General features: G+C 50.6%; 13 protein-coding genes. 3 read left to right on the top strand and 10 right to left on the bottom strand.

Annotated elements, in window-relative coordinates:
• Positions 1–25 precede the first annotated feature (25 nt).
• The 7 genes from H6F76_RS01135 to H6F76_RS01105 form a co-directional block, all read right to left on the bottom strand.
• Positions 26–493: a diacylglycerol kinase family protein gene (locus H6F76_RS01135; RefSeq protein ID WP_190446532.1), complete on the bottom strand. Its 468-nt coding sequence runs from the start codon at positions 491–493 to the stop codon at positions 26–28.
• Positions 494–648: 155 nt separating this feature from the next.
• Positions 649–1191 (bottom strand): rRNA maturation RNase YbeY, encoded by a 543-nt coding sequence (gene ybeY / locus H6F76_RS01130; protein WP_190505296.1) that lies wholly within the window; start codon positions 1189–1191, stop codon positions 649–651.
• A gap of 31 nt (positions 1192–1222) precedes the next feature.
• Complete coding sequence (locus tag H6F76_RS31280; RefSeq protein ID WP_347275966.1) at positions 1223–1399, bottom strand: DUF3285 domain-containing protein; 177 nt, start codon at positions 1397–1399, stop codon at positions 1223–1225.
• Between the two features lie 169 nt (positions 1400–1568).
• Positions 1569–3938 (bottom strand): Tex family protein, encoded by a 2370-nt coding sequence (locus H6F76_RS01120; RefSeq protein WP_190505189.1) that lies wholly within the window; start codon positions 3936–3938, stop codon positions 1569–1571.
• A 389-nt stretch (positions 3939–4327) separates the two neighbouring features.
• Positions 4328–4522 (bottom strand): hypothetical protein, encoded by a 195-nt coding sequence (locus H6F76_RS01115; RefSeq protein ID WP_190505187.1) that lies wholly within the window; start codon positions 4520–4522, stop codon positions 4328–4330.
• A gap of 89 nt (positions 4523–4611) precedes the next feature.
• Positions 4612–5391, bottom strand: a complete 780-nt coding sequence (locus tag H6F76_RS01110) for a hypothetical protein (RefSeq protein ID WP_190446536.1) — start codon at positions 5389–5391, stop codon at positions 4612–4614.
• A gap of 584 nt (positions 5392–5975) precedes the next feature.
• Entirely contained in the window at positions 5976–7109 is a 1134-nt protein-coding gene (locus H6F76_RS01105; RefSeq protein WP_206754311.1) for a hypothetical protein, read from the bottom strand.
• Between the two features lie 442 nt (positions 7110–7551).
• Here H6F76_RS01105 and H6F76_RS01100 point away from each other — a divergent pair, with 442 nt between their 5' ends.
• On the top strand, positions 7552–8046 hold the full coding sequence (locus H6F76_RS01100; RefSeq protein ID WP_190505184.1) for a hypothetical protein: 495 nt from the start codon (positions 7552–7554) through the stop codon (positions 8044–8046).
• Positions 8047–8281: 235 nt separating this feature from the next.
• On the opposite strand, the gene H6F76_RS01095 is transcribed toward H6F76_RS01100, so the two are convergent.
• Positions 8282–9502: a phosphoglycerate kinase gene (locus tag H6F76_RS01095; RefSeq protein ID WP_190446539.1), complete on the bottom strand. Its 1221-nt coding sequence runs from the start codon at positions 9500–9502 to the stop codon at positions 8282–8284.
• Positions 9503–9569: 67 nt separating this feature from the next.
• On the opposite strand from H6F76_RS01095, the gene H6F76_RS01090 reads away from it, so the two are divergent.
• On the top strand, positions 9570–9974 hold the full coding sequence (locus H6F76_RS01090; protein WP_190446540.1) for a universal stress protein: 405 nt from the start codon (positions 9570–9572) through the stop codon (positions 9972–9974).
• Positions 9975–9987: 13 nt separating this feature from the next.
• Here the strand turns inward: H6F76_RS01090 and H6F76_RS01085 are convergent, their stop codons facing one another.
• Complete coding sequence (locus H6F76_RS01085) at positions 9988–10815, bottom strand: M90 family metallopeptidase (RefSeq protein WP_190505183.1); 828 nt, start codon at positions 10813–10815, stop codon at positions 9988–9990.
• A gap of 367 nt (positions 10816–11182) precedes the next feature.
• On the opposite strand from H6F76_RS01085, the gene H6F76_RS01080 reads away from it, so the two are divergent.
• Entirely contained in the window at positions 11183–12499 is a 1317-nt protein-coding gene (locus H6F76_RS01080) for an S-layer homology domain-containing protein (protein WP_190505182.1), read from the top strand.
• Positions 12500–12610: 111 nt separating this feature from the next.
• On the opposite strand, the gene H6F76_RS01075 is transcribed toward H6F76_RS01080, so the two are convergent.
• Positions 12611–13195 (bottom strand): Crp/Fnr family transcriptional regulator, encoded by a 585-nt coding sequence (locus tag H6F76_RS01075; protein ID WP_190446543.1) that lies wholly within the window; start codon positions 13193–13195, stop codon positions 12611–12613.
• Positions 13196–13342: the final 147 nt, after the last annotated feature.

The following is a 13342-nucleotide window of genomic DNA, read 5'->3' as shown; positions in this document are numbered from 1 at the left end:
TTTCTTACACTAGAGCATTTTCACACTAGAGCAAATGAGCCGCAATCAGTAACCAGAGTTTTGGTAGCAGGAGTGAACCAGCGACCGATACAGCAGCAAGTGACGAGATCAGCACCGCGGCGGCTGCACAATCCTTGGCAATCTTTGCTAGCTCGTGATAGGTCTGCTTCACGGTCAGGTCAACCACAGATTCAAGCGCCGTATTCAAAAGCTCCATTGCCAGAACAGCCCCTGTGGTCAGCCCCACAACTGACATCTCTACAGCGCTAAGGTGCAAAAAAATACCGAGACAAAACGCAAACGTGCCGACAAAGACATGAATGCGAAAGTTGCGTTGGGTGAGAAACGCATACCGAACCCCTGCCCACGCATATTTGAAGCTAATCCACAGGCTTGGTGCCACCTGCCATGAAAGGTCGCGGTTAAGCGTGGCAATCGGCACAACTTTGCCGTTTGTGCGATCGGGAGTTTGGGCTTGGAGGTCAGGAGGCATACACCACAGGGAGAGAGAACCAGTGAAATCGGAGGGGCTAGACGCTGCTACCAAGGCTAGAGAAGCTTCCAGGATGCTTGTATGCCAGCACTATAATTATTCTGACGCATCGCTCAACAGCAGACCATAGCCAAAGCTATAGACTACCCAGCATTCTATCTGGTCTTGCTGTGAAGACCAACGATCTCAAGCAGATCCTGTTGTTGCTTTAACATTCGGGTCAGGCTGTCTTCGTCCGGATGATCCCACCCCAGCAGATGTAATAAGCCATGTGATGCCAGCCACGCTAATTCAACGTTGAGCGGATGCTGCTGTCCCTCAGCCTGTCGCTGGGCAGTGTCGATCGAAATCACGATATCTCCCAGATACAATGGCAGCGTTGCTTGAAGCTCATCTGGCTCTGGATAGAGCGATTCTAATGCTGCAAATGCCAGCACATCGGTTGGTTTGTCCTGCTGACGATACTGCTGGTTGAGTTGTTGGATCTCGCGATCGTCCGTCAGTCGTAAGCTCAACTCGTAGGCATCGATCGGCGAAAACGTTGGCTGCAACGCTTCCAGCCAGTCTTGAAACCAGCGCTCCCAGGTTTCTGTAGTGATTACTGGATCGATCGCTACAGAAACAGCAAACTCATCTCCAGAGCTTCCCGCCTCCGTAGACTCTTCACTGCCATCTTGAACGCACACCTCAACCTGCACCGCTTGTAGCCTCAACGAATTTAAAGTTCGATCAACGGGTTAAATAAGCAAGACCAATAAACACAGCCAAAAGCCCAACCGTTGTCAAGAAGAAGTGTTGGAGTGATAAGCCGCGTTTGCGTACCATGTTTCGCATTGCAAGCTTCACATAGCTCGGTTTCGGCTCAGTCGCTGCTGCAATAGGTGTTGATGCAGCATCAACATCCACCTCAACATCCGCTGGTAGCGGTGCTTGTACAGTGCTGGGATCAAGTGCTGTTTCGGCTAGCTCAGAATTGGCTTCAGAGCTGACATTCTTGGTTTCCATGAGGTGATGCCTTGGATGACCTTACCCACTAATGGTAACAACCCTTTTACAGATAGGCGCTTGCTGCTTCCTACCGTTTTTTGCCAAACTTCGCTTTCAGATCATCTAATGTTGCAGGTTTTTCTGAGGCAGCTTTGGGTTGAGCGGGATTAACTTTGGGTTGTGATGCATTGACTTTCGGTTGAGCGGGATTAACTTTGGGTTGTGATGCATTGACTTTCGGTTGAGCGGAATTAACTTTGAGGGGCGCTGGGTTGCTCGACTGACTGCGCCCTTCCCCTTCAGCAGTGTCGGCACGCATCGAAAGGCTAATGCGCTTCAGTTTTTCATTCACTTCCAGTACGCGCACATTGACGACCTGACCGACTTTGACAATCTGCTTGGGGTCGCTGACAAAGCGATCAGCAAGTTGCGAAACGTGTACCAAACCATCTTGATGTACGCCAATATCCACAAACGCTCCGAAGTTGGCAACATTAGTGACAATGCCTTCCAGTGCCATGCCAATGGTGAGATCAGAGATTTCTTTGACACCCTCTTTGAAGGTGGCGTATTTGAATTCGGCACGCGGGTCACGTCCCGGTTTTTCTAGTTCTGCAAGGATGTCGCGAAGAGTGGGTTCACCGATCGCATCAGTTGCATATTTCTTCAGGTCAGTCTTTTTCAGCCGATCGGCAACCTGTGTAATTTCGGTCAGGGGCACACTGAGGTCGGTAGCGATCGTCTCCACCACCTTGTAGCTTTCGGGGTGTACGGCAGTATTGTCCAGCGGATTTTTGCCGTTGCGAATTCGTAGAAAGCCTGCTGCTTGCTCGAAGGCTTTGGGTCCTAGTTTGGGAACTTTGAGCAACTGACGACGATTGCTAAACGCACCGTTTTCATCGCGATAGGCAACAATATTGTTGGCGATCGTCGGCGTAATGCCAGAGACAAAGGTCAGCAGTTCTTTTGATGCCATGTTGAGGTCAACGCCTACGTAGTTAACGCAGCTTTCGATCGTTTCATCCAGCTTCTTTTTCAGCAATTTCTGGTCAACGTCGTGCTGGTACTGTCCTACACCGATCGACTTTGGATCAATTTTCACTAGTTCTGCCAGTGGATCTTGCAGGCGACGACCGATGCTGATAGCACCACGCACGGTAATGTCCTGGTCGGGAAATTCGGCGATCGCTACGGGACTGGCAGAATAAATCGATGCACCCGATTCGTTAACCATCACTTTGACGGGCTTGCGTTGCAAGTCTTGCAAGACTTCTGTAACAAACTCATCGGTTTCGCGTCCAGCCGTCCCGTTGCCGATCGCAATCAGTTCGACGTGATAGCGCTCAATGAGTGTGGCAAGTGTTCGTCCTGCCTGCACACGCTGTCCTGCTGCCTGGTGAGGAAAAATGGTTTGGTATTCCAGAAACTTGCCCGTCTGGTCGAGTACCGCCACTTTGCAACCGGTACGAAACCCAGGGTCGATCGCCAGCGTCGGTTTCATCCCCGCAGGAGCAGACAGCAACAGTTCTCGCAAATTTGCCTCAAAGGTGCTGATAGACTCGACATCGGCTTCGACTTTTTTCGCCGCTCTCACTTCCGTGATTAGCGAATTTTTCATTAAGCGATGAAAGGCATCCTTCAGCATTTCGCGGTAGAACGCTCGGACTTCGCGCTGTTTTGCCCGCAGTTCTTGTGACTCCAGATAGGACAGCACAGCGTCTTCATCAAACGTCAGCTCTACTGTCAAAACATCTTCGTCCTCGCCCCGATACAGTGCTAGCAGGTTGTGAGGCGCGATCGCCGCTACCTTTGCCTGATACTGCCGATACATCTCAAATTTCGTGGAGCCTTCGGGATGGTCACCTTTCACTTTGGAGATCAAAATGCCCGCCGTCATGAGGTATTCGCGCAGATATGCCCGGAGGTTTGCTTTCTCTGCGACTTCCTCCGCCAGAATATCAGACGCGCCTTTCAAGGCATCTTCAGCCGTCGCGACTCCTTGTGCTTCAGAAACGTACTTTGCCGCTTCAGTTGCCAGGTCTGCCGATACAGCAGTGGGTGTATTCAGTGCTTTGAGGAATGCTGCTAACGGCTCCAGTCCTTTCTCACGGGCGATCGCGGCACGGGTGCGACGTTTGGGACGGTACGGCAGATAGAGATCTTCGAGTTCGTTCTTTTGCAGACAGCCAGTGATTTGAGCTTCCAGTGCGGGAGTCAGTTTGTTTTGCTGGGCGATCGCATCCAAAATCGCCTTTTTTCGGTCTTCTAGTTCGGTCAGATACGTGTAGCGATCGGACAAGTCTCGCAACTGGGTTTCATCCATCTCACCTGTACGCTCTTTACGATAACGAGCGATAAACGGCACAGTTGACCCTTCGGCAAAGAGTTCGAGCGCATTGCTCACCTGAAACGGTTTGAGGTCAAGCTCGTCTGCCAGCAGTTGAGAAATGTTCAGCATCGCGGTTCGTTACATCAGCTTTTCTAGGATAGTCTGAGAATGAGTGATGTATAACTCCGAGACTAAGCATGGAAAGCACGCTGACTGGGGTATTTAAGCAAGTACAGGGTTAATACATTGGTTACGCACAAGAACTGCCCAGCGCAAATGTCTAGGAACGGACGCTAGAAGAAGCCCGCGAGTGCGAGATGCGATCCAACTCATCCTTGCGTCTAATCGTCAATTAACGGATCAAGAGTTAAGGCTTGATAGCAGGTTGAGCTACTCGATCCACACTTCAACTAACAATGCAGCAGTCCGATGATCGACTGCATTGATCACGCATCGCCGTTAATTCAAACTTTTCCTAGGAGCAGTAATGCACTGTTGAGTAAAGCGCTTAAAGCAGATTACTTAAGGCTGTCTCCGTCGACTTCCAGTTCAACTTCTGCGTAGAAAGCAGAATATTCTTGCGGATCAGCGGAAACGGTGTTGCTGCCTTGCTCCAGTCGAATTGATTTAGCTTTGCCCTGCTTAGTGCCGATCAAGTATTCTTCGATCGCCCGCTTAATGTCTTTCTCGGTCAAAATCAGCTTCGTTTCCATACACACTACTCCTCTGCTTTTGTTTGGATGCGATCACGGGCATAAAAGAGGAACCAAAAGCCTTGGTAGGAAAGAGCGATCGTAGTTGATTAACGCACCCGACGCTCTTCATAGTGCATTTCTGGCGCTTGTTGAGACGGGAGTAAGAACTTGCCGTAGCGCTTTGGCTGTAGACGATCGCGCTGAGCACGCCTGGCGTTAATCAAACGTGGCTGCCTCTGGTTGCTCATAACCATCATACGGAAGAGGACCAAACTGCCCCCGATCGTCGCGAAAACGCCCATCAAAAGCCAGGCGACCCCTCCTAAAGCACCGGACGAGCGATCGCCAAAAAGGGACTGTGCGCTTCGTCTTTGAGAGTCTTCGGTGACTGCCTTAAGTTGAGTGGTGAGGCTCTCTACAATTAGTTGTTGATTCCGAAGCTGAGACTTAAGCTGCTCCGTTTCGATTTGCTGCTTCTCAAGCTGTGTTTTGGATTGCTGAAATTCAACTGCTTGCTTCTCTAGCTGCGCCTTGAACTGATTAGCATCGTTCGTCTGAGCCTCTAGCAGGGCTTTATACTGATCAGAATTCTTACTTTGGCTTTCTACTTTGGCTTTTAACTGATCAGTCTCTGAAACTTGTTTCTCTAGCTGCGCCTTCAACTGCTCGGCTTCTTTCTTTTGCTGCTCGGCATTATAGACTGCAAGCGGGTCAGCCGTTGATGGTTGGGGAAGTTGTGAAACAGTGACCGATGGTAGCTCGGTTGGCGTTGGCAGCGTCTTACTGCCCGAAAAAACAGCGGAACCTGGAGTTTCGCCTTTCAACAGTAAAAATGCTAAAAGCCCGGCAAATACAGTTCCACCTAAAAATGCTGTAGTGCCACTCACACGTCTTGACCTAAGATTGCGACAACTTCCGAGATTGATTGTAGCCTGTACAAACCTTTTAGTGATGCTTTTGCCTAAAGCGCCAGCAATTTCTTAGCAAAAAAATGCTTGACACTCTTTCCGATGCGATCGACAAACTAGCGGTCTGTGGCATACGTCTAGTAATACCAGTTTTTGCTGCAAATGCACACAATTTAATTCCTAGCTGTTGCGTTGTGCGCACTATGGTATCGCTGCATTAGAGCCAGCGGCAGTTACAGGGGATACTTGCTTCTCTGCCACCACAAAAGTGTTGGTATAACTGTTTTGCAGAAGTAAATGCCGCCTGCCTAGATAAAGTGACCAATTACCTTTCACCAGCTTTTTAAACGCAATTCTTAAAAGTTGGGTATGAATTGGATGCGCCCGCATGAGTCACTCGAAAGCTACAAAAGCTTCTCTTTTGAAGCTACAACGTGTGATCGTCAGAATCTTAGCTCAGACAAACGATGCCCACTTTTGTACTGCTTCAGAACCTTAAAGCAAAGAGGCTGAAGTAGCTCAAGGACTTTGACCTCTTTTAGCACAGATGATTGTTTTAGCGCTTATGGATGGGAGCCATTGGCAAAACCCTGATCGTAGGCAGGTTCATTACCAGGAGGAAGTTGCGGCTGTTGGTGAAGTTTGGCATCCCAGTAGCCTGCATCCCACCAGAGATAGTCCGATCGCTGACTGTCAAAAGCGTAAGGATTCACAGTTTCTGGCTGCAACTTCAGGACGTTGAGGCTACGCTGGCTATCAGTTAAACCTGCTTGCTGCTGTTGCGCGATCGTCATAGCACGAGCGATCGCCAGCAAGCGCCGCTTTTGATCGTGGCGAATATTGCTTTCGGTGTTACCCAGCCCAGAGGCATCCCAGCGATTTTTTTTAGGATGCCAGTAGCTCCACACGCGAGCCTCCAAGATGGCTTCCTGTCCGCCTAAGCCTTTCTGCTTTGCTTGCACTAGGCGATCGATATAGCCCTGATCGCCCAACGCTGCTAGTGGCGCTTGGTTTGCTAGATCAATGCCGTTGAGTGTTTCTGGCAGGGTCAGCGAGAGTTTGGCAGCGGTGGCTTGTCGCTGCAAAGCGGCATACTGCGACTGCAAGCGCTGTAACTGGTGCTCGTCTGCCTGTTCGGGGGTTGAGCAGTTATAGCGAGCCTCACGACAATGCTGAAAGGAAAAGCTACCCAGGTTCCAGACGCTGTTACCTGGATCGGTATGCCCATAGTAGGCACGTGTCTTTCTGCCATCTGGAGTGCGGGTGCCTTCGGCATGACCAACGGTACGTGCTACCAGCGAATCGAAACCGCCCACAAAGAGCCACTGTTGTATGCCAGATGGATCGCTAGACCAAGGACTGATAGCTGGGACTGGCTCCTGCTTGGGTGCCGTTGCGGTTGTGCCTGTCTTTTGCTGCACTCGCTGGTCAAAATCAGCTTTCCAGGCGGGCAAGCAAGCGACGATGAGGAGTGCTACTCCTACCCACCCAGCCTGAATCAGTAGGATCAGCCTTCTTGAGTCTCGTGATCGCGCTGGTTGGCGCACTGGTCGCACTGGCATCACTTGCAGTGTTGCGATCGCTCGCGTCGCAGCCAATGAGCGCATCGTTGCTACCGATCGTGCTGTCGCAACAGAAGTAGCGCGATTGTATTGAGACAGTTCAGGAAGGGTAGCTTGGGCAGAGGAATTTCTCAAAGTAGCAGGTTGATACATCAAGCAAATGTTCTACTGTATTTTACCTTGCCAGTAGTCTGTCACTTGAGGGCAACAGAGACAAAGATCACTTGGGATGATGTTGGAGCAATCTTAAACCTTTCTTAAGGTACTTGACAAAATGCTGGTTCAATTAGCGCTCGTGAAATGTGATACCGAATTACGAGCATAGCAGGCGTCTATAGGAGCGAGTTTTACCCTCAAACCGTCGTGAAGTTAAGCATGGATTGTTCAGACCCGTCTCCCAAACCAACCACTAGCGTAGAGAAGCGTTTTTTGTGCTGGTTCATCCAGTTGGGGGAGGCAACCTCCTACGATCGGGTGACTTTGGCAGCTATCTGGCTCTCCTTTCCGTAAAACGAGCGGCTCAAGCAGAGTCATAAAAAGTAGCCCATTTAACAATTCATTCTGTAAGGAGACACTTATGCTGCACCATTTCTCTATGACTGCTGAAAACCCTAGCCGTGTAGCTCGCGTTTTGGCAGAAGTTTTGCATGGCACAGTTGCCCCTTTTCCACCTCATCCTGGCAGCTTCATGGCGATCGCTCTGGATGACCACGGCACCATGATTGAGGTCTATCCCGCAGAGACAGAGCTAATGCCAGGGTTTGGTGCGGAAGCAGTCACCTTTTCTAGCAATGCCTTTGCCTCACCGTTTACTGCTACCCATGTGGCGCTTTCAGTACCAGCGAGCCAGGAGGAGATTGAGCGCATTGCTGCTCGTGAAGGCTGGCGGATAGTGCGTTGCGATCGTGATGGCTTCTTTGATGTGCTGGAATTTTGGGTGGAAAACAAGCTGCTAATAGAATTGCTGCCGCCTAAGATGGCTACTAAATATGTTGAGTTTATGCAGCCTGAAAACCTTGCCAAGCTGTTTACTGCGCCTAGTGAACCAGTCGCAGAGCTAGCGATCGCCTAATAATCTTAATACTTAATACAGTCTTACCTAAGCCGGATCAGAGTCCGCAGGCATTGATGACTGAGACGACTGAAAGCGATGAAAGTTACAGCCATTCCCGACTGCCTAAGCCGTACCCTTTCATCCCTTCACCTTTTCACTTACCCACAAGAAACTGTGGCTCCTTTGTTTAAAGTCTGTGGCAATAGGGACGTTACCGATACCAATAGCGTCCCTACGCCTCTAGCCGATCGTCCTACGCATCGTCCAGCGCTGCAATACCGGGCAGTTCTTTGCCTTCAAGCAGTTCCAGACTGGCACCACCACCTGTAGAAATGTGGCTCATTTGCTCGGCAACACCGACTTTTTCGACAGCTGCCACCGAGTCGCCACCACCAATAATGGTCGTAGTTCCTGTTTTGGTCAGACCTGCAAGGGTATGGGCGATCGCCTCTGTACCGACAGCAAACTTGTCAAACTCAAACACGCCCATGGGACCGTTCCAGATTACAGATTTGCACGTTGACAGTGCGTCCTGAAACACCTTCACAGCATCGGGTCCAATATCCAATCCCATCCAGCCATCGGGAATATTTTCGACGCTGACGGTTTGAGCATTGGCATCGGCAGAAAAGTTGTCAGCCACAACTACATCAGTGGGCAAGAGTAGATCAACGCCTTTCTCTTTTGCTTTGGCTTCCAGCGCTTTTGCCAGTTCCAGCTTGTCTTCTTCGACCAGCGATTTGCCAACGCTAAGACCGCGTGCTTTGTAGAAGGTGAAGATCATGCCGCCGCCGATCAGCAGCTTATCAACCTTATCTAGCAGGGTTTCAATGACGGTGATTTTGCTCGACACTTTGGAGCCACCCACGATCGCCGCTAACGGACGCTGGGGATGCTCGATCGCTTCTTGCAGAAATTTCAGTTCTTTTTCAATCAGCAAACCCGCCACAGACGGCTTCAAGTAATGCGTTACGCCTTCGGTTGAAGCATGGGCACGGTGGGCAGTACCAAACGCATCATTCACGTACAGGTCAGCCACAGAAGCCAGTTGCTTGGCAAACTCAGGATCGTTCTTCTCTTCACCGGGGTGGAAGCGGACGTTTTCCAGCAGCAACACGTCGCCATCGTTCAATCCTGCAACTTTAGCGGCAACATCATCACCAATACAGTCATCCGTTTTGACCACTGGCTTGCCCAACAGGTCAGACAAACGTGCAGCAACGGGTGTCAGACGAAACTTGTCAGTGACACGAGCGGCATAATCGTCGCCTTTGGGACGACCAAAGTGGCTTGCCAGAATAACCTTCGCGCCTTTTTCGGTCAAAGATTGGATGGTAGGCAGCGCTGCACGAATGCGCGTATCGTCTGTAATGTTGCCTTGCTCATCTAACGGCACATTAAAATCTACCCGCACGAAGACGCGCTTACTGGACAAATCAGAGGATGATAAACTGGCTAAGGTCTTTTTGGACACTGAAGAACCTCCTAAATGAGTCTTTTTACCTATTGTACCGAAGTACGTACCTTCGGTAAGGCATACCATGTTTAAGACTGTACTCTTTCCCATTGACCGTAGTCGAGAATCTCAGCAAGCCGCTGAGACAGTAGCTGGAGTGGTAAAAACGCACAACAGCCGCTTGATTTTGCTCTCTGTTGTCGAGCCACCTGCCGAAGATGGCACCACCGATGCGATGTCGTCCCCTGAGGCGATCGCCCAACTGCTAACGACCGCTCGATCGCTCTTTTCGCAGCAGGGCATAGAAGCGGAGGCGATCGAGCGTGAAGGCAAACCTGCCTTTACCATCTGCGACGTGGCGGACGAAATTGCTGCCGACTTAATCGTGATGGGCTGCCGTGGCTTGGGGCTGACCGACGAAGGCGTATCAGATAGCGTTACCAATCGTGTGATCAACTTGTCGCCCTGCCCGGTGTTGATTGTGCCGTAGGGCAATCGCATTGCTAGTGTGGCTGTCTCCAACTCACGGGATCTAAGCGGTAAAAGCGTTGGAGCATTGTATAGAGTTCTGGGTGATGGCGCTGCATCAATGCGGCTTTTTCAAAAAACGTCTCGGTGGCAACAGCAAAGAACTCTGCTGGATTCGTTGCGCCGTACTCGTCCATCACGGTTTTGGTGCCGCGTTTTACATCCTGCTGTAAGGCTAAATATGCCTGACTAAAAACCTGTGCCCAGGTGACGCGATCGGCTTGATGCTCTAGCAGCGGCACTCCATCTGTACGTCCATCTTCTTGATCTAACTGATGGGCAAATTCGTGCAGGACGACATTGTTGCCATCGTGCCAATGCGCGACATCATGTTGAATATCTGCCCACGACAGCACTACGATGCCTTGCTCCCATGATTCGCCCCGCCGCGCGACTTTTTCTTCTAAGACGTAAGTGCCAAGGGATTGTTTTGTGTTGACCAGGAAGGCTGCTGGATAGACATAAATCGCCTTCAGCGTGGGGTAAAACCGTTCTTGATGCAGCACTAGCAGACACGCCTGTGCGGCGATCGTCACTCTCATTTCATCCGTCAAGTTCAAGCCACTGCAGCCGATGAAGCGCTTCTCTGCCAGAAAGACCTGGATATAACCACGTAACCGTTTGGGCAGTGGTGCTGGTAGCTGCTCGTAAAAGGGGAGGTGACGATCGAGAATGTGTTGCCAACTGGGAGGAAAGGGACGATCGCGCAACCGCTTTCGTCGCAGCCTGGTGAAGAGTGGTGCTGCCAAAATCAACCCGATGATGATCGCCAGCCCACACAAAAATAAAACCGTTTTGACCATAGCAACGTTGACCCTACCGTTCAGGCAGTCTAGATCACCCAACTGCAAAGTGCAGCAGAACGATCTGCCTGAGTCAGCCTTGAGTAAAGAGTCGGGTTGACTTCTCCTTACTTTAGGGGCATTTCAGAACCAGCCAGCCGCCCTAATATAGAATTCCTGGGAACAAAACCTCGATCTTTATGGTCAAAAGAGCTAAGTGATCAATGGCTTTGCTATCGAAACCGGGTCATCAGGTTACACGCAAACCACGGTTGCATCACCAACCTTTGTTGAGCGTGTAGACATTGCTCACAAGGAAAACGATTTTTTGCTATCGCTCAATACGTGTAATTCGTCAGTATCGCTCAAGCGTTTACGGAGTTTTTTTATGTCTAGTGTTCGTCCTTGGTCTTCAACAGGTGCAGTACTGTTGGCATTGGGTGTGACCTCAAGTGCCATTGCACCATTTATCGTTTCGGCTCCAGCCGCCGCCGCCAATTTTACAGATACTAGCTCTCACTGGGCGCGACCCTTCATCGAAACCCTGGCTGAGCGGCAGATTATCGCAGGCTTTCCCGATCGTACGTTCAAGCCCGATGCTCCTGTAACCCGTGCTCAGTTTGCAGCGATCGTCAAAAACGCGTTTAGCAACAATACAGTGCGCGTCTCACGCGGCTTTGCTGATGTCCCCAGTTCTTACTGGGCAGCACCCGCGATCGGCAAAGCGTATGAAACGGGCTTTATGAGCGGCTATCCCGATGGTGCTTTCAAACCCGAACAGCAAATTCCGAAAGTACAGGTTTTAGTTGCTCTCTCCAGCGGTTTGAACTTCACGCCGACCCGTGCTGCCGATACAACGCTAACGTCATTCAGAGATAGCGGTGAAATTCCCGCCTATGCAAAAGGTGGCGTTGCAGCAGCGGCAGAGCGGAATGTGGTGGTCAATTATCCTAACGTCAGCTTTCTTAACCCTAACGAAACCGCGACTCGTGCGGATGTTGCAGCTTATATCTACCAAACGTTGGTAAATCAAGGCAAACTTCCACCGATTGCCACAAGCGAAGGTGCAAACAACTACATTGCCCGTTTGAACGGCACCGCACCAACGACTGGCACTACACCGACCACACCGACTACAGGCAGCACTCCTACCCCAACACCGACCTCAACTGCCTTAAATCCTCGTTATCTAGTGCCCCAGGGGACACCCGTCAACATCCGTTATCTCGGTTCACAAAAGATTGTGGTGACTCCTGGTGAGACGATCAATAACCTGGCTCTACGAGTAGTTGATGATCTTAAAAATGCTCAGGGTCAAGTCGTTGTTCCTAAAGATAGTGAGATTGTGGGTCAACTGATTCCGGTCAGCAGCAATGGTCAAATCTTGGGCACGCAGTTTATCGCTCAACGGGTGTCGATCGACAATAAATCGTATCCCTTCAGTGCGCGATCACAGGTCGTCACCGGGCAACCCGTGACCCAAAATACCAACCCTGGCACGCTTAAGGATGCGGCAACCTCTGCGGCAACCAGTGCTGTCCTCGCAACTATCCTGGGACAAAAGCTTGATCTGGGTAACATTCTGTCAAGTGTCACAGGTGGGCAACCCGCACCCCAAACGCCAACCACACCGAACCTGATTGTGATTGATCCCTCCGCCGATCTCCGCCTAGTGGTCAGCAACGATTTCTACGCCAATCCATAATTGGCTCTTGGCAGTCTGACTCTTACTGATTGCCTTGAAAGCAAGAAGCCCAACATCATGATCGATGTTGGGCTTTTGATTATGGATTCAACGTAGGAAGTGAGCGATCGCTTAAATCTCGTAATGCCAGAAGTCGCTTTCTTTTAGCACAATGCGACGCAGGGGCAAGCGATCGATCAAACCTTGTTGTTCAAACTGGCTGAGAGTGCGAGTAATCGTCACTCGTGTGGTGCCTAGCATTTCAGCAAGATCCTGGTGCGTCAAACGGAGATCGATGAGATGTCCGGCTTCGACCTCACGCCCGAACTTTTTGGCAAGCCAACTGAGCAGCTTGAGCACCATCGCATCAATTTTGCGGTAGCTGCGAATAAGCGAAAAGGCTTCACTTTGCTGAAGATTGCTGATCAACGCCTCCGTTTCTTCGTATAGGCGGCTGACAGGGAGCAGAGAAACTTCAACTGTTGTCAGGCATTCGATCTGGTATGACTCCATTTTGGAGAGCGCTTTGCCTACGAGATCACCTGGTCCCCACAAGCCCGTTGCAGCGATCGTGCCATCTTCTAGCCAGGTAATTGTCCGCACCACTCCTGCCTCAATCTTCCAGATGCTTTGCTGTCGTAGCGGCAACAGCGATCGTGGCGAGAACGTCTGTGTCACGTCGGAAAGCTGTGTGGGATAGAGCAAGGAGATGGACATAGGACTCTAATTACTACATCTCGATAGATTAAGTGTAGTTTAGGTCAATGTCAAGTTGAATAGTGTTAAGGCATATTGCGTTGAGGCATATTGCGACCGCCCTACAGAAGGTTTTGATGCTAGAAAACGGTGCAAGCTGAGGGTGAG

The sequence above is a fragment of the Leptolyngbya sp. FACHB-321 genome, assembly GCF_014695975.1.
Lineage (GTDB): Bacteria > Cyanobacteriota > Cyanobacteriia > Leptolyngbyales > Leptolyngbyaceae > Stenomitos.
The sequence above is the reverse complement of the archived record's forward strand: the minus strand, read 5'-3'. Positions and strand labels throughout refer to the sequence as shown.